This is a genomic window from Nocardia sp. SSK8 (assembly GCF_037034205.1).
In the GTDB taxonomy this organism is placed as follows: Bacteria; Actinomycetota; Actinomycetes; order Mycobacteriales; family Mycobacteriaceae; genus Nocardia.
Window position 1 is genome coordinate 1 of the sequence record NZ_JBAGKD010000012.1, and the last position, 21078, is coordinate 21078.

Annotated in this window: 19 protein-coding genes and 1 pseudogene; 8 read left to right on the top strand and 12 right to left on the bottom strand. The window is 70.4% G+C overall.

Going from position 1 to position 21078, the window contains the following annotated elements:
- Positions 1-253: 253 nt before the first annotated feature.
- Positions 254-847 carry a trimeric intracellular cation channel family protein gene (locus WA675_RS20930; RefSeq protein WP_442945690.1) on the top strand — a complete coding sequence of 198 codons (594 nt, stop codon included), beginning with the start codon at positions 254-256 and terminating at the stop codon, positions 845-847.
- A 48-nt stretch (positions 848-895) separates the two neighbouring features.
- Here the strand turns inward: WA675_RS20930 and WA675_RS20935 are convergent, their stop codons facing one another.
- Positions 896-2074 (bottom strand): pyridoxal phosphate-dependent aminotransferase, encoded by a 1179-nt coding sequence (locus WA675_RS20935; protein WP_336086389.1) that lies wholly within the window; start codon positions 2072-2074, stop codon positions 896-898.
- Positions 2075-2248: 174 nt separating this feature from the next.
- Here WA675_RS20935 and WA675_RS20940 point away from each other — a divergent pair, with 174 nt between their 5' ends.
- Positions 2249-2464 (top strand): hypothetical protein, encoded by a 216-nt coding sequence (locus tag WA675_RS20940; RefSeq protein WP_336086390.1) that lies wholly within the window; start codon positions 2249-2251, stop codon positions 2462-2464.
- 51 nt (positions 2465-2515) lie between these two features.
- On the opposite strand, the gene sigJ is transcribed toward WA675_RS20940, so the two are convergent.
- Positions 2516-3403 (bottom strand): RNA polymerase sigma factor SigJ, encoded by an 888-nt coding sequence (gene sigJ / locus WA675_RS20945; protein WP_336086391.1) that lies wholly within the window; start codon positions 3401-3403, stop codon positions 2516-2518.
- 91 nt (positions 3404-3494) lie between these two features.
- Here sigJ and WA675_RS20950 point away from each other — a divergent pair, with 91 nt between their 5' ends.
- The gene (locus tag WA675_RS20950) at positions 3495-4034 is read left to right on the top strand and encodes a class I SAM-dependent methyltransferase (RefSeq protein ID WP_336086392.1); all 540 of its coding nucleotides are present in this window, start codon (positions 3495-3497) and stop codon (positions 4032-4034) included.
- 13 nt (positions 4035-4047) lie between these two features.
- Here WA675_RS20950 and hrpB read toward each other — a convergent pair whose 3' ends face one another.
- Complete coding sequence (gene hrpB, locus WA675_RS20955) at positions 4048-6873, bottom strand: ATP-dependent helicase HrpB (protein ID WP_336086393.1); 2826 nt, start codon at positions 6871-6873, stop codon at positions 4048-4050.
- 3 nt (positions 6874-6876) lie between these two features.
- Positions 6877-7545 (bottom strand): MmyB family transcriptional regulator, encoded by a 669-nt coding sequence (locus WA675_RS20960; protein WP_336086394.1) that lies wholly within the window; start codon positions 7543-7545, stop codon positions 6877-6879.
- 50 nt (positions 7546-7595) lie between these two features.
- Between WA675_RS20960 and WA675_RS20965 the strand changes: the two genes are divergently transcribed.
- Together WA675_RS20965 and WA675_RS27435 are read left to right on the top strand one after the other, a co-directional pair.
- Positions 7596-7772 (top strand): nuclear transport factor 2 family protein, encoded by a 177-nt coding sequence (locus tag WA675_RS20965; protein WP_336086395.1) that lies wholly within the window; start codon positions 7596-7598, stop codon positions 7770-7772.
- Positions 7754-7840, top strand: a pseudogene (locus tag WA675_RS27435) (hypothetical protein); the annotation flags it as partial. The gene WA675_RS20965 and the pseudogene WA675_RS27435, both read left to right, overlap by 19 nt.
- A 147-nt stretch (positions 7841-7987) precedes the next feature.
- Here the strand turns inward: WA675_RS27435 and WA675_RS20970 are convergent.
- From WA675_RS20970 to WA675_RS20990, 5 genes are all read right to left on the bottom strand, one after another.
- On the bottom strand, positions 7988-9220 hold the full coding sequence (locus WA675_RS20970) for a type II toxin-antitoxin system HipA family toxin (protein WP_336086396.1): 1233 nt from the start codon (positions 9218-9220) through the stop codon (positions 7988-7990).
- A complete protein-coding gene (locus WA675_RS20975; protein WP_336086397.1) occupies positions 9201-9503 on the bottom strand; it encodes a helix-turn-helix transcriptional regulator in 303 nt (100 codons plus the stop codon). Before WA675_RS20975 ends, WA675_RS20970 begins: the two co-directional genes overlap by 20 nt.
- Before the next feature lie 161 nt (positions 9504-9664).
- Positions 9665-10756 (bottom strand): 3-deoxy-7-phosphoheptulonate synthase, encoded by a 1092-nt coding sequence (locus tag WA675_RS20980; protein ID WP_336086398.1) that lies wholly within the window; start codon positions 10754-10756, stop codon positions 9665-9667.
- A gap of 326 nt (positions 10757-11082) precedes the next feature.
- A complete protein-coding gene (locus tag WA675_RS20985; RefSeq protein WP_336086399.1) occupies positions 11083-11553 on the bottom strand; it encodes a carboxymuconolactone decarboxylase family protein in 471 nt (156 codons plus the stop codon).
- A gap of 84 nt (positions 11554-11637) precedes the next feature.
- Complete coding sequence (locus tag WA675_RS20990) at positions 11638-12501, bottom strand: oxidoreductase (RefSeq protein WP_336086400.1); 864 nt, start codon at positions 12499-12501, stop codon at positions 11638-11640.
- Between the two features lie 145 nt (positions 12502-12646).
- On the opposite strand from WA675_RS20990, the gene WA675_RS20995 reads away from it, so the two are divergent.
- Positions 12647-14260, top strand: coding sequence for a (2,3-dihydroxybenzoyl)adenylate synthase (locus WA675_RS20995; RefSeq protein WP_336086401.1), 1614 nt, complete (start codon positions 12647-12649; stop codon positions 14258-14260).
- A gap of 10 nt (positions 14261-14270) precedes the next feature.
- On the opposite strand, the gene WA675_RS21000 is transcribed toward WA675_RS20995, so the two are convergent.
- From WA675_RS21000 to WA675_RS21010, 3 genes are all read right to left on the bottom strand, one after another.
- The gene (locus WA675_RS21000; RefSeq protein ID WP_336086402.1) at positions 14271-14585 is read right to left on the bottom strand and encodes a hypothetical protein; all 315 of its coding nucleotides are present in this window, start codon (positions 14583-14585) and stop codon (positions 14271-14273) included.
- A gap of 87 nt (positions 14586-14672) precedes the next feature.
- The gene (locus WA675_RS21005; protein ID WP_336086403.1) at positions 14673-15542 is read right to left on the bottom strand and encodes an alpha/beta fold hydrolase; all 870 of its coding nucleotides are present in this window, start codon (positions 15540-15542) and stop codon (positions 14673-14675) included.
- Between the two features lie 201 nt (positions 15543-15743).
- Complete coding sequence (locus WA675_RS21010) at positions 15744-17000, bottom strand: salicylate synthase (protein WP_442945691.1); 1257 nt, start codon at positions 16998-17000, stop codon at positions 15744-15746.
- Positions 17001-17220: 220 nt separating this feature from the next.
- Here WA675_RS21010 and WA675_RS21015 point away from each other — a divergent pair, with 220 nt between their 5' ends.
- Together WA675_RS21015 and WA675_RS21020 are read left to right on the top strand one after the other, a co-directional pair.
- Entirely contained in the window at positions 17221-19650 is a 2430-nt protein-coding gene (locus WA675_RS21015) for a glycerol-3-phosphate 1-O-acyltransferase (protein WP_336086405.1), read from the top strand.
- Positions 19650-21065, top strand: a complete 1416-nt coding sequence (locus tag WA675_RS21020; protein WP_336086406.1) for an HAD-IB family hydrolase — start codon at positions 19650-19652, stop codon at positions 21063-21065. Before WA675_RS21015 ends, WA675_RS21020 begins: the two co-directional genes overlap by 1 nt.
- Positions 21066-21078 lie beyond the last annotated feature (13 nt).

The following is a 21078-nucleotide window of genomic DNA, read 5'->3' on the forward strand; positions in this document are numbered from 1 at the left end:
GGGTGCCGAACACGCATCACAAAGCTGATGAAGCGGCACTTCCGCGAGTCGGCTGCCGACTGGCTCGCTCCGGTGGCGACGCGCCCAGGGTGAGGGTGGGGGGTGGGATGGCGTGGTGGGCGTGTCAGTCTGCTCGGTAGCCGGTGTGAAGGAGTGAGCGGTGAGTGGTGTGCTGGTGGCGGCGGTGCTGGCCGGGCCGTCGGTGACCGAGCTGGATTCGGCGGTGACGGCGGTGCACCGCGGCGGTGAGCTGATGGGCGTGATCTCGTTCGCGGCATCAGGCGCGCTGGTGGCCGTGCGCAAGCGCCTCGACCTCTTCGGAATCGCGGTGCTCGCCATCGCGACCGCGCTCGGCGGCGGCATCGTGCGCGACCTGCTCATCGGCCGCACCCCGCCCGCCGCGTTCACCGACCTGACCTACCTGTGCGCGGCCCTGGTCACCGCACTGATCCTGTTCTTCATCGCGCCCTCCCCGCGCCTCACCAAGGGCCCACTGGAAATCGCCGACGCCATCGGCCTCGGCCTGTTCTGCGTGACGGGCACGGTGATCGCCGACTCGGCGGGCGTCGGCGCCCCGACCGCCGCCCTGCTCGGCATGACCACCGCCATCGGCGGCGGCGTCCTGCGCGACGTACTCAGCGGCGAAGTCCCCAGCGTCCTGCGCCCGGACCAGGACCTCTACGCCATCCCCGCCCTCTTCGGCGCCGCCACCACCGCCGCCCTGCTCCACTTCGACCTCTACCACGCCTGGACCGGCCTGCTCGCCGCCGCGGGCGCCATCGGCTTCCGCCTGTTGGCCCGCCACTATCAATGGCACGCCCCGTTGGCCCGCCATGCCCGCGACTGACCCCACCCCGACACACGCACCGCACCGCACCGCACCGCGGACGATCGCTCAGCGCACCGCGATCCCCGCGCGCAACCGGCGCACGCCTTCGTCGATGGTCTCGTCGCGCTTGCTGAAGGTGAAGCGCACCAGGTGTTTCCAGTCCTCGGCGTGGTCGGCGAATACGCTCACCGGCACCGCGGCGACGCCGAGGCGGGCCGGGAGGTCGCGGCAGAACGCGAGTCCGTCGGTGGCGCCGAGGGGGCGGATGTCGGCGCACACGAAGTAGCCGCCGGAGCTCGCGTGCACACCGAAACCGGTGTCGCGCAGGGCCGCCGAGAGACGCAGCCGCTTGTCGGCGAGCCCGTCGCGCAGGGCACGCACCCAGTCCTGTTCGGCATTCAGCGCGTGCGCGACGGCGGGCTGGAACGGCCCACCGCCCACGAAGGTGAGGAACTGCTTGGCCGCGAGCACGCCGTCGAGCAGCGGCGCGGGCGCGCACACCCAGCCGATCTTCCAGCCGGTCACATTGAAAGTCTTTGCCGCACTGGACACCACGACGGTGCGCTCGCGCATTCCGGGCAGGGTGGAGATGCTCACGTGTTCCACCCCGTCGTAGACGAGATGCTCGTAGACCTCGTCGGCCAGTACCAGCAGATCGTGCTCGCGGGCGAGTTCCGCGATGGCCGTCAGGTCGGCGCGATCCAGCACCGATCCGGTCGGATTGTGTGGCGAATTCACCACCACCATGCGGGTTTTCGGGGTGATGGCGGCGCGCAGGCTGTCGCGGTCGAGCACGAAACGGTCGCCGTCGGGGACCAGCCGCGCGGTGCGCCGTTGCGCACCGGCCAGCGCGACCGAGGCGGCGTAGGAGTCGTAGTAGGGCTCGATGAGGACCACCTCCTGCCCCGGCTCCACCAGTCCGAGCACCGCGGCGCTGATCGCCTCGGTGGCCCCGACCGTCACCAGCACCTCGCTCGCCGGGTCGTAGGTGGTGCCGTAGCGGCGGGCGCGATCGTCGGCGACGGCCTGGCGCAGCACCGGCATCCCGCGCCCCGGCGGGTACTGGTTGAGCCCGTCGGCGATCGCCGTCCGCGCCACCTCGAGCATGCCAGCGGGCCCGTCGGTGTCCGGGAAACCCTGGCCCAGATTCACCGCGTCGTGGCGGACGGCCAGCTCGGTCATCTCCGCGAAGATGGTCGATCCGAACGGGCGCAGGCGGGCGACAGTGGGAGTTTCCGGCGGCATCTCCGCAGCGTATCCCACTTTTCCTCAGCGTTGCCGAACGATAGCGAACACCTATGTTTCACAAACGTTTTTCACCTTTGACCTGCGCTATTGTGCGGTGACCCAACCTCAGCTAGCCTCGCCGTGTTCTACCTCACACACCACGTCGTGGTGGCATATCGAAAGGGGCTCCGTATGGCCTCACCTCTGCTCGACTTCATCGCGCACCCGGCGGCGTCGGAGGTCGCCGGGTCGGCACTGCAGTTCATCCACGATCATCTGATCGCCAACCCGATCGTCGACTACTTCACCGGTTCGGCGACCCCGGACAACAACATGGGTTCTTCGACGGGCGATTTCAACCTCGGCTCGTCGACCGGTAACCACAACTGGGGCTCCACCTACCCGTAAGCCGGGTTTCGGCATCGGACCGGATCGCGCGGGTCCGGTCCGATGCTGGCCTCAGCGCAGCCGCGCGCCCGACAGCTTCGCCACATTGGCGAAATCGTAAGCAGCCCAGATCTTTTCCTCGCGCACCGTGAACCCGAGTACTCGCACCGGTCGCCCGAACGGTGAGTTCGGATCGGTGAGTACCAGCCCCGCCTGCCCGTTCACGGTGGCCGATCCCAGTTCCAGCGCCTGTTCGGCGAGGTGCCTGCGCCACAGTCCCAGCGCCAGGCGGGCGATCGTGTCCGCGCCCGCGACGACCTCCAGCGCCGTCTCGACGGTGCCGCCCGCGTCGCCGGTGAAACTCGCCTCCGGATGCAGGGTGGCCGCGACCACCGCGGCATCGCCGGTGGTCAGCGCGGCGAGAAAACGCTGGACCACCAGGTCGTGCACGTCGTCGACCACCGCTTCCGGTGCCCCGGCCACGGCCGTGCGCGCTTCCGCCGCCGCCTGCTCGGCCGAGTCCGGCGCGCTGTCGAGAATCCCGGCGATCTCCGCGAACGGCAGCCCGAGCCCGTCGTGCAGTATCAGCGCGACCCGCTGCGGCGGGGTCAGCGCCTCGAGCGCGACCATGGCGGCCATCCGGCACTCCGGATCCCGCACCACGTGATCCAGCGGACCCGGTCCGCTCCCGGTGACAATCGGCTCCGGAAGCCATTGCCCCACATAGTTTTTCCGCCGCACCACCGCGGCGCGCAGATGATCGAGGCAGATCCGCGCGACCTCCGAGGTGAGCCAGGCGCGCAGATCATCGATCTCGGACTGGTGCACCCCCGCCATCCGCAGCCAGCTCTCCTGCACCGCGTCCTCGGCGTCGCCCGCGCTTCCGGTGAGCCGGTAGGCGACCGAAAGCAGATGCGCTCGATGCGATTCGAACAGGTCGGCGAGAAGTGGGGAAACCATCGCGGCCGATCCTACGGAGCAGGCCACGCGCGTTTCCGACCGGCCCGTGCCACCATGGAGGGATGGCCGAAGTCGCGATGCGGGGCTGCTGATGGTGGACGACGCGCGCTTCGACTGGCTCGCCGACCTCATGGACCTCCGGCCCGAGCACCAGGTCCTGGAACTGGGCCCCGGCCCCGGCGCCTCGCTGACCCACCTGGCCACCCGCCTGCGCACCGGCCGTGTCGTCGGCCTGGACCGCTCCACCACCGCTACCACCCGGGCCCGCGCCCGCTGCGCCGAACAGATCGCGGCGGGCCGGGTCAGGATCGTCGACGGAGTCATCGGCACGACCCCACCCGAACGCCTGCTCGCCGAACTCGACCACCCCACCGCCGCCTTCGACCGGATCATCGCGTGCAACGTCAACACCTTCTGGACCGGCCCCGCCCGCGCCGAATGGACCCTGATCCGCCACTGCCTCGCCCCCACCGGCAGCCTCTGGCTCTGCTACGGCTACGGCGCCCCCACCGACCCACCCACCAGCGCCAAACCCACCCCCACCCAGCTCACCGACCGCCTCACCGCAGCGGGCTTCACCCCGACCCTCGTCACCTCGGGCGACCTCCTCGCCGCCCACGCAACATACTGAGCCGATTGCCTCGCTAGGTCTCGCGCGTGCGGCGGGCGGTGCCGCGGTGCGGGATGACGGTGGTGGGGTCTTCGGGCCAGGCGTGTTTGGGGTAGCGGCCGCGCAGGTCGGCGCGGACCTGGGGCCAGCCGGTGCGCCAGAAGGACGGGAGGTCGGCGGTGACGGCGACGGGGCGCTGGGCCGGGGAGAGCAGGTGCAGCAGGATGCCTGCGCGGCCGTCGGCGAGGGTGGGTGAGGCGGTCCAGCCGAAGATCTCCTGGACCTTCACCGCCAGCACCGGCTGGTCGGCGCTGTAGTCGAGCCGGATCCGGCTGCCCGAGGGGACCTCGAGGCGTTCCGGGGCGAGCTCGTCGAGGCGGGCGGCGGCGGGCCAGGGCAGCAGGCGGCGCAGGGCGGTGCCCGCGTCGACGCGGGCGAGATCGGCGCGGCGGCGGACGGTGGTGAGGTCCGGGGCGAGCCAGTGGTCGAGGTCGGCGAGCAGGGTGTCGTCGTCGACGGCGGGCCAGGGATCGCCGAGGGTGCGATGCAGGAAGGCGAGGCGTTCGCGCAGGCCGCGGGCATCGTCGTCCCAGCGCAGCAGCGCCAGCCCCTCCGTGCGCAGCCCCTCGCGCACCGCTCGCTCCAGCAGCGCTGGATCCGGTTCGCGCAGAGGCTTTTCCGACAGCACGATCGCCCCGAGCCGTTCCACCCGCCGCGCGACCACCGCCCCGGACTCCCACCGCACCTCCTCGGCCTCGGTCACCAGCCCCGGCGCCGCCGCCCTGGCCAGCCCCTCATCCGCGATGGCCGCCAACCGAATTCGCCCCTCGGCCCGCCCCGGATCCCGATCGGCCACCGCCACCGCCAACCACTCCGCGTCGGCCAACCCGGAGCCCGGCGACAACGTCACCGCGGTTCCCCCAGCCATCAGATACGAGGCCCCACCCGCCCGTCGCCTAGCCAACCGCTCCGGCTGCGCCAACGCGATCATCACCGCCGCGACCTCGTTCACCGCTCCCGCCGACCCGGACACCTGGGTGGCATCGCCCGCTTCGTCCGGGCTGTGCGGGGGATCATCGACCGCCCCACCCTGCGCGGCCAGCAGTCGGACCAGGCGTTGGACCTCCTTGACCCAGCGCGGTGGGCATTCGGTGCGCAGAGCGCGGAGGGCGGCGGCCGCGTCGGGGGTGCGGGCGAGGGAGTCGTCATCCATGAGGACGACCATTTCGGCGGCGGCGCGGGGCCCGACGTGGGTGGCGCCGTCGAGCAGGGCGCGGGCCAGGCGCGGGTGCAGGCCGAGGGCCGACATGGCGCGACCGCGCTCGGTGACGCGACCGGATTCATCGAGGGCGCCCAGGGCATGCAGGACGGAGCGACCGGCGGCCAGCCCGCCTTCGGGAGGCGCGTCCCACCAGGCCAGACCGGAGCCGTCAGGAGTTCCCCAGCAGGCCAATTCCAGTGCGAGACGGGCGAGTTCGGCGGTCCGGATCTCCGGTTCGGGGTAGGCGGGCAGGGTCTGATGCTCATACTCGGGCCAGCACCGCCAGGCCCGACCGGGTGCCTCACGCCCCGCACGACCCGCCCGCTGCTCGGCGACCGCGGCCGAAACCCGCACGGTCGCAAGGCCGGACAGCCCGCGCCGATGATCGATCCGCGGCACCCGCGACAGACCTGAGTCCACCACGGCCCGCACCCCGGGCACAGTCAGACTGGATTCCGCGACCGCAGTCGACAAGACCACCCGCCGCCGCACCCCCGCCCGCAATACGGTGTCCTGCACCGAACTCCCGAGCCGCCCGTGCAGCGGCACCACATCGACACCCCGCAGATCCCGCAACAGCCCCGCCGTCCGATTGATCTCCCCGACCCCGGGCAGAAACACCAGCACATCCCCCTCGGTAGCCTCCAGCGCAGCCCGAACAGCCCTCCCCACCTGCGCTTCAACCCGTTCCCGCGCCAGCGCGGGCACATACTCGACCTCCACGGGATACGCCCGCCCCCGCACCTCGAGCACAGGAGCCGAGTAGGCCGACCGAGGATTCGACGCCGCACGCACCGACGAAGCGTCTGGGTTCGAGCGCCCGGACGAAGCATCCGAGACCTGGCCCGACGACAAAGCATCCGACGCCGAGCGGGCCGACAATGTGTCCGAGGCCTGGCCCGACAACAAGGCATCCGACGCCGAGCGCGCCGACAAAGCGTCCGAGGCCGAGCACGCCAACGAAGCATCTGCGGCCGAGCTCGACGGCGAAGCATCTGAAGCCGAGCTCGCCGACCGAGCATCTGACCCTGAGTCCGCCGACGCGGTATCCGGATCGTCCGCCGACACAGCTGACTCCCCGGGGCCGAGGAGCGCCGCGAGGCGCCCCGCCGCGACCGTCGCCGACGTGGCGAGGACCCGCAGATCCGGCCTTAGCCCGGAGCGTGCGTCGAGGAGCAATGCCAGCAGCAGATCGGCGTCGAGATGCCGCTCGTGGCATTCGTCGAGGACCACCGTGCCCACCCCGGGCAGCTCCGGGTCCTGTTGCAATCGCCGGACCAGCAACCCCGAGGTCACCACCTCGATCCGCGTCCGGGCCCCGACCTTCCGATCTCCGCGCACCGCGTACCCGACGGTCTCCCCCACCCGCTCCCCGAGCAGCGCCGCCATCCGTGCCGCCGCCGCCCGCGCGGCCAGCCGCCGTGGTTCGGCGACCACCACCTTTCCCTCGGTCGCGGCCGCCAAGGCCAACGGAACCAAGGTCGTCTTGCCGGTACCCGGCGGCGCGACCAGCACCGCGACACCCCGCCCGGTCAGCGTCTCGACGATCTCGTCCAGCGCCGACCGCACCGGCAGTTCAGGCAGTTCAGGCAGTTTCATCGCTCACCAGTCTGCCTGCCCGCCTCCCCGGCCCCGCCCTCGACCAGCCCACGCACCGCCCAGGCCGGTGCCCGCCGCGGGACGCGGCACTCGAGTTCGCCGTCGGATCAGCGAGGAGGCACCGTCGGGGTCCTCGACACCAACGCTGGGCGATCCCGTTGCGCGGAAGAACCGCCTCGTCTCCAGGTCGGCGGGGAGATAGGCCTCGATCGCGATCTCATCCAGCGCCGTGTCGAAGGCGGCGCCGAGGGTGGTGACAGTGTTGACGAAGCACAGGTCGGTGCCCCGGAAGGTGAGGCGCAGGGACAGGGCGGCCTCCGTCGGATCGGGTGGTCCCGGCTCGGGTTCGGGGCCGTACGTGATCAGTTCCTCGTACAGCGCGTGCAGGTGGGGATCTCCGCTGCGTGCGGCCTGGTGGGCGAGCCGGGGTAGCAGGTAGGAGCGGACCTGGTCGAGGTTGCGCAGGCGGGGTGCGAGACCGTCCGGGTGCAGGCCGAGCCGCATCATGTTGATCGGCGGACGGGTCAGTTCGGGAGCGGCGCCGTCCAGGAATACCTCGACCGCGCTGTTGGCCAGCACCAGATTCCAGCGCCGGTCCACGGCGAGCGCGGGATACGGTTCGTGGGCGAGCAGCACCCCCTGAGTCTGCGCCGGACCGCCCGCGACGGCCACTACCTACCGGGTAATCGACGCACCCACCCCACCTGGGCGACAGTCACCCCATGACATCCGACAAGCACCGCGTGGTCGACGCCTTCCACCGCTTCGCCGCGGGCGACATCGAGGTCCTGCGCACCCTCCTGCACGAGGACTTCCTCGAACACAGCCCCGGAAACCCCAGCGGCCGAGACGCTTTCCTCGACTTCATCCGCACCGCCCCGTGGCAGGCGCCCAGCTGAGCCTCGAACGCGCGATCGCCGAAGACGACCTGGTCGTCCTGCACTACCGAATGACCCCACCCGGCACATCGAACAGCCTTGCCGTAGTGGACATCTGGCGCCTCGACAACGGCCTCATCGTCGAACACTGGGACGTCGTCCAACCCGTCCCCCACCCGACCCATCCGCCCCCGGCATGTTCTGAACGGGCCGAACCGGATCCGAAAGTACTCGAATCACGCCAAGCCATGAAGCGTGCCGGGATTGAGGAACTGGCGTCCCCACAACGCGGCCCGTTCAGCATTGGTGAGCCGCGCCTCATCGGCGGCGCCCGCCCACCCATCCCGGATGATGTCGATCATCCGGTTCACGATCCCGACGGCACGCGCTCGGGTGAGCCCGTAAATGTGTGCGCATTCGAGCAAACCCGCCAGCTGGCTTTCTCGCTCGCCATCCGGACCGTACGCAAGGGCCTGGTAGGCCGTCTCGCCACTGCGGGGGATGGGCGAAAGATCGTAGGCCGGTGTCAGCGCCAACATGCGGCCGTCCCAGAATGCCGCGTGGTTCCTCAGATGATCATCTGTATTCGAGATCGCCATATTGAACGCGATGCGCGTGAACAGCTCCTCGCCCGCGTCGGTGCCGTGTTCGCGCAAGCTCGCGAGCAGCATCGGGTAGGTGCCGTACCGCGCGGTCATCTCGCCCAGGCCGGACAGCGTCAAGCCCGACACAACGCGGGAACGCCTACCTCCGCCCGGTCGATCGAACCGTTCGACCAGCAGGACTCGTCTCCCCAGTGACGACACGACCTCGAACTCGGGCACAGTGATTCCGACGCGACGCGCCAGCGCGAGAGCGGCGGCTTCAGCGGGTACTACCGGGAAAGGGTCCGATGATGTCGAGAACTTCGCCAGATACTCGCGCGATTCACTCTTGATGAGCGCTTTCGGTCGAGCACCGCCCATCGTTGTTCCATCGACGAGAGCTTCGGCCAAGGCAGGTGGCAGCCACTCTCCGTCTTCTACGATTCGCGCGGCACGATGCAGATCGTCGAGCGATGCCGTGTCGTCCCGCGCGGCGTATTGGGCAGGGCTGGACTGAAAATCGTTCGCGCCGAATCGGTTCGATCCCGATCGAAGCAGATAGGTTTGTTCATCCAGTCGGGTGACGTCCGCCTGATACCCCCGCTCACCGGTGAGCGCGTTGAGCAGGACTCGTCGACCCCAGGCGTCGGGCGCACCGTCGCGCAGCGCCCCCGGCATCGCCAGATCCTCAGTCGGCGGGTAGGCCACAACGTCGAGGGGCAGCGTCGGCGACAAGCTCACCGCGTCCGGTCGCTCCAGGTATCGCCGACCGTATTCGAACCACAACCCATCGGGACGTCGGCGCAGCCTGCCGGCAGGGATGGGTTCCACCGCGGTGGCAAGCCAGGTCCAGACATACACGTACTCAGAAGTCGAGGCCATCATCGTCGCCCTTCGTTCCGGCAGCGCGGACTCGTACAGGAAGCAGCGCGAGGCGTTCCTCGCCGCGGAGCCGCATGCGAGTCAACTCGGCCTGGTCGGTGACCCCGTACAGGGCGACACCGGCGATCACCGCAACATTCAGGACGTTCCCGATCGACACGGCCGGCGACCCGGTCTCGATCGAACTGACGGTGCGCGCAGATACCCCCGCGGCCGAGGCAAGCTGTGCCGCGGTCCATCCTTTGACGATCCGCGCCTGCCGTACTTGCTGGCCCAGCACCTGCACCGCGTCGTCCGCCGCTGGATGTAGACCGATCCGCTGCCTTGGCATAACGAGACACTCCAGTCCGAGCCGATGCAATACTTCGTATCTAATGGTGAATTATTCTAAAAGTATTGCACACAGCACTGTGGCCCCGGAGTTCTTCGGGGCCACAGGGTGGTGGGTCAGGCGCCGCGGCGGGTTTCGATCGCGGCGGCGAGGCGGTCGAGCTGGGTGGCGGTGGTGGTCCAGTCGAGGCAGGCGTCGGTGATGGACTGGCCGTAGGTGAGGTCGGCCGACTTGCCGAGGGTCAGGTCCTGGCGGCCTGCGACGAGGAAGGATTCCAGCATCACGCCGACCACGCCCTGCTCGCCCGCGGCGAGGCGGTCGGCGATGTCGGTGACGACGTCGACCTGGCGGTTGTGGTCCTTGTTGGAGTTGCCGTGGCTGGCGTCGACCACCACGCGCTGGGCCAGCGAGGACTTCTCCAGCCGCAGCTTGGCCTCGGCGACCGAGGCGGCGTCGTAGTTGGTGCCGTTGCTGCCGCCGCGCAGGATGACGTGGCAGTCGGGGTTGCCCGAGGTGCGGATGAGCGCGGAGCGGCCGTCGAGGTCGGTGCCGGGGAAGACGTGGCTGGCGGCGGCGGCGCGCACACCGTCGACCGCGACCTGCACGTCACCGTCGGTGCCGTTCTTGATGCCGACCGGCATGGACAGCGCCGAGGACAGCTGCCGGTGCACCTGGCTGGCGGCGGTGCGGGCACCGATCGCGCCGTAGGAGACCAGGTCGGCGATGTACTGCGGGGTGATCGGGTCGAGGAACTCGCAGGCGACCGGCAGGCCGAGGGCGGTGATGTCGACGAGCACCTTGCGGCCGATGCCGAGGCCGGTGTTGACGTCGAACGAGCCATCCAGGTGCGGGTCGTTGATCAGGCCCTTCCAGCCCAGCGTGGTGCGCGGCTTCTCGAAGTAGACGCGCATCACCACGTGCAGCCGGTCGCCGAGCTCCTCGGCCTTGGCGGCCAGCTTGCGGGCGTAGTCCAGGGCGGCGGCCGGGTCGTGCACCGAGCACGGGCCGACGATCACCATGAGGCGGTCGTCGTCGCCGTTGAGCACATCGACGGTGGCCTTGCGGCCCTTGCGGACGGTGTCGGCGAGCGCGTCGGTGAGCGGGTTGACCAGGCGCACTTCGGCGGGGGAGCGCAGGGGGCTCACGCTCAGAGTGCGCTGGTCGTCGAGATCGGAATGCCGCGAATCGATATCGGCTGCGGTGGTCATGTGGGTCCTTTTCGTTGGAAGGCCGACCCACGGAGTTCGCTACCCGTCGAGCCGGTCAGGTGTCCGGCTCGGGTGGAGGAAGTCAGCGCGCAGGGTCGCAGACCGGCCCACCCAGGGCCGGGTCGCTAAACCAGAAATATGCGCGCTGCATGTCAGGGACTGTACCACCGGCGAATCGGCGCGGTCCCGGACACAGTCGCCGGAAGTGTGGACGATCACACCCGCACCGCCGCCCTCCTGAGCTCGGCGCCACCACGGTTCGGGCCCGCGACCAGCACTGTCCCGCGCTCGGCCGGGCGAGGGGCGGCCGAGCACGGGATCGAGACTCAGCCCAGCTGGCCGGGCACGTAGTGACCCGCCGGGGTGTGGGCGATGGCATTGAGGCGGTTCCAGGCGTTGATCATGGCGATCGCGGCGATGAGGGCCGCGATCTGATCGTCGTCGTAGTGCTTGCGGACCTGCTGCCAGGTGTCGTCGGTGACCTTGCCGCCGTCGGCGACGCGGGTGGCCTCCTCGGTCAGCGCCAGCGCGGCCCGCTCGGCCTCGGTGAACACGTCGGCCTCGTGCCAGGCGGCGACCAGGTGCAGCCGCACCGAGGTCTCGCCGGCGTGGGCGGCGTCCTTGGTGTGCATGTCGACGCAGAAGCTGCAGCCGTTGATCTGCGAGGCGCGGATCTTCACCAGCTCGTAGGTCGCCTTGGGCAGCGGCGACTCGTCGATCACCTTGCCCGCCATGACCATTCGCTTGGCGAAGCTGGCGGTGACCTTGTTGGCGTAGAGATCGAAGCGCGGTTCCATGATGGCTCCTTCGTCGTTCGGCGTGGGTTCACAGAGACGACGACGCGGCCCCGCGCCGTGTGACATCGGCGCGGGTGAGCCCGGTCACAGCAGGCCGCAGAGTTTCTCCGACAGCTCCCACAACGCCCCGGCGAGCCGCTGATCGCGTGAGGCGGCCGAGCTGGTGACCCGCTTCGGATACCCACGCAGTTCGAACAGCCCGTCGGGACCGTAGAAGGCGCCCGGCTCGATATCGGCGGTGGCGGCGAAGAGGGTGGGCAGCGCGCCCTGCTCGGCGCTCTGGGCCAGCGTGCGGTTGCCCAGGGCCATGAACCAGTCCTGGATGGACTCGGTGTGCGACATGAGCTCGGTCGCGGCGTAGCCGGGGTGCGCGGCGACCGAGACCACGGCCGAGCCCTCGCCCGCGAGGCGGCGCTGCAGTTCGTAGGCGAAGATCAGGTCGGCCAGCTTGGACTGGCCGTAGGCGAGCCAGCGGTCGTAGCGGCGCTGCTCCCAGTTGGGGTCGTCGAGGTTGATCTTGCCGATGCGGTGGGCGTTGCTCGACACCGTCACCACGCGATCGGTGATCCGGTCCAGCAGCAGGTTGGTCAGCGCGAAGTGGCCCAGGTAGTTGGTGCCGAACTGCATCTCGAAGCCGTCGGTGGTGCGCCGCAGCGGCAGGGCCATCACACCGGCGTTGTTGACGAGCACATCGACGCGCTCGACCGAGTCGGCGAAGGCGCGCACGGATTCGAGGTTGGCCAGGTCGAGCGCGCGGACCTCGGTCTCCCCCGGCAGACCCGCCGCGACCTGCTCGGCCTTGGCGACATCGCGGCAGGCCAGGATCACCCGCGCCCCCGCTCCGCTCAGCGCCCGGGCGGTGGCGGCACCGAGCCCGCTGTTGGCACCGGTGACGATGATCGTGCGGCCGGTCTGGTCGGGCATGTTCGCGGTAGTCCACTTGCTCACCCGCGGAATTCTAGTTACACCAGGCAAAAGCGCGAATCGGCAAGAGCCGGAGCGCAGTTCACGGTATCGACTCCTGAGCGGCGACACCCTACCCTCTATGGGATAGGGTTGCCTAACCTACGACGGACGCGAGTGAGGGCAGTACATGACGTCGACATCGGCCGCGGCAGACCTCCGTGAGGGCTATGTCCCGTTCCCGGCGGAGGCCGCCCAGGCGTACCGGGGCGCCGGTTACTGGTCCGGCCGCACTCTCGGTGACCTGCTGCGCGACTCCGCCGCGGCGAACCCCGCGCGCCCGGCCGTCCTGGGCGACACCCCGCTGACCTACGCCGAGCTCGACGCCGCCGCCGACCGGATGGCGCACGGCCTGCTCGCCCTCGGCATCGCGCCCGGCGACCGGGTGATCGTGCAGCTGCCGAACATCCCCGAGTTCGCGACCGTGCTGTTCGGGCTGCTGCGGGCGGGCATCGTCCCCGTGCTGACCCTGCCCGCGCACCGGCGCGCCGAGATCGAACACCTCACGGCGCTGTCCGGCGCGGTGGCCTACCTGATCCCCGATCGCCTCGGCGATTTCGACTACCGCGAGCTGGCCGAGACCGTGCGCGCGGCGGTGCCGGGTCTGCGGCACGTGCTCGTCGCCGGGGAGCCCGGTGCTTTCACCGCGCTGGATTCGGTTCCGCGCGAAGGTGATTCGCTACCCGAGGTGGATCCTTCCGAGATCGCGGTGATGCTGGTGTCCGGTGGCACCACCGGTCTGCCCAAGCTGATCGCGCGCACCCACGACGATTACGTCTACAACGCGACCGCCAGCGCCGAGGTCTGCGGACTGAGCGCCGAGGACGTCTACCTCGCGACGCTGCCCGCCGCCCACAACTTCCCGCTGGCCTGCCCCGGCATCCTGGGCACGGTGGCCACCGGCGGGGCGATCGCCTTCACCCTCGACCCGAGCCCCGAATCCGCCTTCGCCGCGATCGAGCGGCACCGGGTGAGCGTCACCGCCGTCGTGCCGCCGCTGGCCCAGCTGTGGAGCGCCGCGGTGGAGTGGGAGGACGCCGATCTGAGTTCGCTGCGCCTGCTCCAGGTGGGTGGCGCGCGGCTGGCCGAGGTCAATGCCCGCGATGTGGAGCCCGCGCTGAAGTGCACCTTGCAGCAGGTGTTCGGGATGGCCGAGGGGCTGCTCAACTTCACCCGCCTCGACGATTCCACCGAACTGGTGTGCACCACCCAGGGCCGCCCGCTCTCCCCCGCCGACGAACTGCGCGTGGTCGACGCCGAGGGCAACGACGTGGCGCCCGGCGAGGAGGGCGAACTGCTCACCCGCGGCCCCTACACCCTGCGCGGCTACTACCGCGCGCCCGAACACAATGCCCGCGCCTTCACCCCCGACGGCTACTACCGCAGCGGCGATCTGGTGCGTCAGCTGCCCAGCGGCCACCTGGTGGTCAGCGGCCGGATCAAGGACGTGATCAACCGCGGCGGCGAGAACATCTCCTGCGACGAACTCGAGGAGCACCTGCTCGCCCACCCCGCTGTCCGCCACGCCGCCGCCGTCGGCCTCCCCGACGCCACCCTCGGCGAAAAGGTCTGCGTCGTCCTGGTCGTCACCGGCGACCTCCCCACCCTGGTCGACCTGAAGTCCTTCCTCACCGACCGAGGCCTGGCCACCTATAAACTCCCCGACCTGGTCCGCCAGGCCGACGCCCTCCCGCTCACCGCCGTCGGCAAGATCGACAAGAAGGCCCTGCGCGCGACGTCGTAGCCCCGACGCCTCAACCGGGTGGAAGCGCCACCGTCCTCCGCGAACCGCCAGGGCGCGCATCGGGCTGTGACGTGGCCGAAGCGATCGTGTTCCGGCCCCGCGTCAATACCGCCGTGTCGCCGGTCATCGGGGTCGGGTCCACCGGCCCCTTCCATCCGCACCAGCCGCCGCACTCGGCGATCGTCCGGCTCTCGACGCCGCCGTCGTCGAACCGTGCGGTGATGTGGCGGGCATGGGCCGGGTGGTCACAGATCGGGCATCTGCCGAAGTAGTTGAGAACGATCTGGACGTCCGAGGCGACGACGGTCCGTGTGCGGTGGGTCATGATCGGGTCCTCCCTGTACCGGGAGCCTAGAGCGGCGGTGCGCTGATTCCGGTCGAACCCACCGTGCGGTCGATCACAGGTGGGTGGTCAGTTGTTTCCGTCGAGGAGGGTTCGGAGGGTGTGGGCGAAGGGTTCGGGTTGGCCGGGGTAGCCGGATTCGGGGCCGGTGAAGCCGCCGTGGTGGCTGGGGAACAGGACCGGCTGGTGGCCGAGCCGGGCGGCGACGGCCGCCGTGGTGCGGTGGGTGACGGTGTCCGTCGACTCCTCGCCGTAGCCGAGGACGATGCGGGTCGGGGCGGCGGTCAGGGCGGGGACGTCGGGGCGGTAGCCGAGGACGGGACGGAAACGCCGCGACAGCAGTGGGTGGTCGCGGGCGCCGTCGTCTTCGGCGGGGAGGCCGAACATCGCGGGGTCGGGGGCGGGGGCGGCGAAGTAGTCGTCGGTGAATTCGCCCTGCCAGGAGGTCATGGCGATGAAGGTGGCCATGCCCGCACCGAAACCCTTGGCCGCGTAGGCGTCGCGGTAGCCGTCGGCCGCGCGTTCGGCCGCCGCGGCATCCGGGAGGGCGGTGAGGAGCGGGGGCTCGTGGGCGACCAGGGTGGTGACGTCGTCGGGGTGGGCGGTGACGAGGGCGAGGGCGACGATGGCGCCGCCGCTGCTGGCGAACAGGTCGACCGGGCCGGAGCCGAGAGCCTCGATGACCGCGTGGACGTCTTCGGCGTGCACGGCGGGCACATTGTCGACCTGGCCGTCGGTGCGCACGCTGCGGCCGAGCCCGCGCGGGTCATAGGTGACCACCGTGCGCTCGGGGAAGTACGAGGCGAGCGCCGTGAACCCGCCTGCCTCCATCGGCAGGCCGATCATGAGCAGGGGTGCCCGGCCGGCGGCGGTCGGCAGCGGCCCGTGGACGTCGTAGGTGAGCGTCGCGCCGGGGACTTCGAGCTTGTGTGTCGTCATACCGGTAACGACGAGTCCCGCGCCGCGAACTCATTGGCGCCCGCCGGTTTGGTCACCACGACGGCCCCGCTACCCGCGCGACCGCCGAGCATGCCGACCGCCGACGTGATCCTCGCCGGGCGACGTCACCTTTCCCCGGTGGTAGCGACGGCGAACGGCGACTCGCCGCGAAGGATGAGCCGCCGTTCTCGCCGGGTGGTTTCAGGCCTTGACCACGTACGGGGCCACGCTGCCGAGCTTTTCGCAGGTCTCCTCGAATTCGCGTTCGGGGCGGGACTGGCCGACGACGCCCGCGCCCGCGCGCAGCCAGGCGCCCTCGCCGGTCTGGTAGACGGCGCGCAGCACCAGGGTGGCCTCGAGGGCGCCGGTGGGGGCGATCCGGACGACGGCGCCGGAGTAGAGGCCGCGGGGGTCGTGGTCGTTGCGGAAGACGGAGTCGACGCCCGCCTGCTTGGGGATGCCGGAGGCGGTCACCGAGGGGAACAGGACCGCGAGGGCGTCCCAGCTGGTGCGGCCGGGGGCCAGGGTGCCGCGGACGGTGGAGGCCAGGTGCTGGACGCTGCCCCGCTCCCGCACGGCCATGAAATCGGAGACGGCGGGCGTGCCGGGCACCGACACCGCGGCGATCTCGGCGAAGGAGGTCTGCACCGAGATGGCGTGCTCGACGATCTCCTTCGGGTCGGCCAGCAGGTCCGCGCGCGCGGCCACATCGGCTTCGGCGCCGAGGCCGAAGGCGCGGGTGCCCGCCAGCGGTTCGGTGGTGACGACGCGGTCCTCGTCCACCGAGGCCACCAGCTCCGGACTGAACCCGGCCGCCTCCAGCCCGCCCAGCCGCAGCAGGAACGAGCGGGCGGGGGTGTTGTTGGCGCGGCCGAGCCGGTAGGTGGCTGGCACGTCGACCGCGAACGGCAGGTCGACCTTGCGGGACAGAATCACCTTCTGATACCCGCCGGAACGGATCTCGGCGACCGCGGTGGCCACCCGCTCCTGGTAGCCGGTGGGGTCGAGGCGCACGTCGACCGGGGTCGCCTCGGGCAGCTCGGCGCCCTGCGACTCGGCGATCAGATCGTGGATATCGCAGGCCTCGGTGGGGGTGGCGCCGCTGATCCGCACGCCCGCCGCGTCGATGCGCACCTCGATGCGCGGGACCATGAGATTGACCAGCGGGGTGCGCTGGTTGAGGTAGGCGGTGGCGGCCAGCGTGTAGGCGCAGAACTCGAAACCGATCCAGCCGTAGGCATGGCGGCCGTCGAGCGGGAGTTCGGCCAGCGCGGCGTCGACGACCTCGGCGGGACTGCCGGTCCAGGCGCGGGCGGTGGTCTCGCCGTTCCAGTGCACGCGCAGTTCCCCGGCGTCGAGCTCCACCCCGCCGAGCGGATCGGCCGCGAACACCCACTCGCCCGGCTGCTCGTACATCACGTACTCACCGAATCGATCGGCCGCGGCCAGCCGCGCCATCGCTGCCGCCGGATCGGTCACATACTCCACCCGCACGGGCTGTTCCGTCGATGACACCGATCCTCCAAGGTAACGCTGACCTAACTTTGCCGAGTTAGGTTAGCATTACCTCGTGGGTTGACCAGCTCCATAATGGGTATTCTTCGCCACTCTCCAACGACGCAATGCGCTGTGGTCGAAGTTCGGTGCGCCGAGGCCGAACTGCGGCTTGAATGGAGGGATGATCGACAACGGTGGGCGGCGTGGCCGACGTGCGGGATCGTCGGCGGACTCGGTGGTCGCCCTGGTCGACGCGGCCTCCGGCGTGGAACGCGAAGTGATCGGCAGCTGGATCGCCGAGGGTGGGCTCAGCACCGAGATCGGCGCCACCGCACCGGTGACCCAGCTCGACCTGGACGCCAAGGCCATCACCAAACGCCTGGTCGGCAGGCAGGACGACCCGCTGGTGGTGCCCGTGCGGGTGCTGTGGCTGCCACCCGAACGCGACGGCGTGCGCCGGGTGACCTTCGCCGACCTGGCCATGCTGACCAACCCGCGCAAACCCAACCGGCTCGTCCAGCGCAGGCTGCTGCGCACCGAACCCGACCGGCACCGGGTGCTGGTGGGCGCGCCCGCCCGGCTCAGCGAGCTGCGCGCCAACAATCCCGAGGCGGCCGCGCTGCTGCGGGCGGGCACCGCCGACCCGTTCGCGCGCGCGGTGGTGCGCGCGGCGGTGGTGGCGCTCGAGCGCGCCGAACGCACCGTCATCGGGGATCGCTACAAGGTGCCCCAGCTGGTGGCCGAGGAGATCCTGGACTCCCCCGAATTCCAGCGCAAGCTCGACTACATCGCCGACGAGATCGGCTCCGAGCCCGACCAGGTGTATCGCAATGCCGAGAAGGCGCTGCGCGAACTGGTGGCCGCGCAGAGCAGGCTGGTCTCGGATCTGTTCACCCAGGCCATGCGCCCGGTGCACGCTTCGACCTGGAAGGTCGACACCGACCTGGGCGGCCTGGACGCGCTGCGCACGCTCAACCGCAAATACCCGTTGGTGTTCCTGCCCTCGCACCGCTCCTATGTGGACGCGTTCGTGCTCGGTGATGTGCTGGCCCGCAACGACTTTCCGCCCAATCACGTGATCGGTGGCGCGAATCTGAGTTTCTGGCCGATGGGCCCGATCGCGCGGCGCACCGGCACGGTGTTCATCCGCCGCAGTTTCGGCGACGACGAGGTGTACAAGGCGGTCGTCGAGGAGTACTTCGCGTATCTGCTGGCCAAGCGCTTCAATATGGAGTGGTACTTCGAGGGTGGGCGCACCCGCACCGGCAAGCTCCGGCCGCCGCGGTACGGATTGCTCAATTACCTCGCGGCCGCGGTGCGTTCGCGCCGGGTCGAGGACGTGATGCTGGTTCCGGTCTCGATCACCTACGAGCGGCTCAACGAGCTGGGCGCGATCGCCAGTGAGCAGTCCGGCGGCACCAAGAAGGCCGAGGGTATCGGCTGGCTGGCCAGATACGTGCGCAGCCAGCAGCATTCGGCCGGGCGCGTGTATGTGCGCTTCGGCGAACCGATCTCGGCGCGCGAGGGACTGACCACCCACGGCGACCCGCTGGACCAGCGCCCGACGACCATCCCGCTGCGCGACACCACCACCGGTGCCACCAGCAAGCCGGATGAGACCGAGCTGGGCGAGGTGGAGCGAAAGGCCGTGCAGCGGTTGGCCTTCGATATCGCGGTCGGCATCAACGAGGTCACCCCGATCACGGTGAACGCGCTGGTCACGCTCGCGCTGCTCGGCGTGCACGAGCGCGCGCTGACCCTCGGCGAGGTGCGCACCGTGCTCGACCCGGTGCTCGGGTACATCGACGCGCGCGGCCTGCCCAGCGGAGAGCTCGGCGCGCTGCGGGACGAGCAGGGTCTGCGGGTGGTGCTCGAGCAGCTCGCGCTGGCCGGGGTCGTGACGGTGTATCGCGGTGGGCTGGAACCGGTGTACGCGATCGAGCCGGGCGCGCATCTCGAGGCCGCGTTCTATCGCAACAGCGCGGTGCACTGGTTCGTCAATCGCGCCATTCTCGAATTGGCCGCGCTCACCGCGGTGGAGGCGCCCGGTGACGATCCGCTGCGCTCGGCCTGGAAGGCGGCCTTCGCGCTGCGCGATCTGCTCAAGTTCGAGTTCTTCTTCCCGGAGCGGCAGGAATTCGCCGAGCAGATCATCGACGAGGTGCGCCTGATCGTGCCGGAATGGGACGAGCACACCCCCGACGACCGGCTCGACCGCCAATTCCTCAACGCGCTCACCGATTCCGGCTTCGTGATGGCGCATCGCGTGCTGCGCTCGTTCTTCGACGCGCAATTGGTGGTGGCCGAACGGCTGGTGGCGCGCGCGGCCGACGCGGTGATCGACCGCAAGGAATTCATCGACGAGTGCGTGGCCGTCGGCAGGCAGATGCTGTTGCAGCAGCGCCTGCACAGCCCGGAATCGGTGTCGTCGGAATTGTTCACCAGCGCATGGAAACTCGCGGCCAATCATGGCCTGATCGGCCCGGCAACCGGGGACGCCGCCGTCGAATTGCTGGCGCGGCGTGCGGAATTCGCGCAGCAGCTGCGGGAACTCGGTGACCGGATCGCGCGGGCGGCCACGCTGGACCCGTCCAACCGGACGGCCCTGTGATGAGCACGCTCGAAGCGGCGGTGGCCGCGATCCGCTCGGGACCGCAAGGGGCACAGGTGGTCGCCGCCTTCGATTTCGGCGGCACGGTGGTGGACGGAATGCCGCGCCGGGGGCTGGTGCGGCGGGTCGCGCGGCGCGGGGATGTCCGGCGGGCGGCGCTGCTCGGGGGGATCCGGCGCGGGGGTGGCGACGGCGATTACGGGCGGTTCCTCCAGGCGGTCGAGCGGACCTGGGCCGGGGTGCCCGCGGACGAGCTCGCCGAGCTGGGGCGCGGGGCGTTCCGGCGGGAGATCTACGGGCGGCTGTTCCCCGAGGCGTGGCGGCTGGTGCGCGAACATCAGCTGGCCGGGCACACGGTGGTGCTGGTCAGCGAGTTGTCGGTGTATCAGGTGGGTCCGGCGGCCGAGCGGCTCGGGATCGAGCACGTGCTGTGTACCGGGCTGGCGGTCGAGGACGGCATTCTCACCGGTCATCTCGACGGGGTGCCGCTGTGGCGCACCGGAAAGGCCGCGGCGGTGCGCGAGTTCGCCGCGGCATTCGGTGGCGAGGTGGGCTACGCCTACGCCGACAGCGCGACCGATCTGCCCCTGCTCGAGCTGGCCACCGTCCCCACCGCCGTCGACCCCGACCCGGCGCTGGCCGCCCACGCCACCGAACACGACTGGGCGAGCCTCACCTTCCGTCCGCGCCGCGCCCCGCGCCCGATCGACTACCTGCGCACGGTCGCCGGTTTCGCCGCGCTGCTCGGCGGTGCGCTGACCGGGGTGCTGCGCACCTCCTACACGCGGAAACGCCAGACCATGGCCGACGCGCTCATGCACGACGCCACCACGGCCACGCTGCGCGCGATCGACGTCCGGTTGCGGGTGGTCGGCGCCGAACACGCCCGCGCGCCCCGGCCCGCGGTGTTCCTGTTCAACCACCAGAGCCAGTTCGACGTGATCATCGTGCCCAAGGTGCTCGACGGCGCGGTGACCGGCATCGGCAAGAAGGAACTGGCCAAGCACCCGCTGTTCGGCCCGCTCATGCGCTTCGTGGGCGTCACCTTCATCGACCGCGCCGACACCGCCCGCGCCAAAGCCGCGCTGGCGCCGGTGGTCTCGACCCTGCGCGACGGGCTGTCCATCGCGGTCGCCCCCGAGGGCACCCGCTCGTATACCCCCGGCGTCGGCCCGTTCAAGAAGGGCGCCTTCCACATCGCCGTGCAGGCCGGGGTCCCGGTGGTCCCGGTGGTGATCCGCAATGCGGGCGAAATCGCCTGGCGGGATTCGCCGATCGCGCGGTCGGGGGTGGTCGATGTGGCGGTGCTGGCGCCGATCGATGTGTCGGGGTGGGATCCAGCCGAGATGGACGATGAGGTCGAGCAGGTGCGCAGACTCTACGAGCACACGCTGCTGAACTGGCCGCAGGACTGATCCGAAGCGCCGC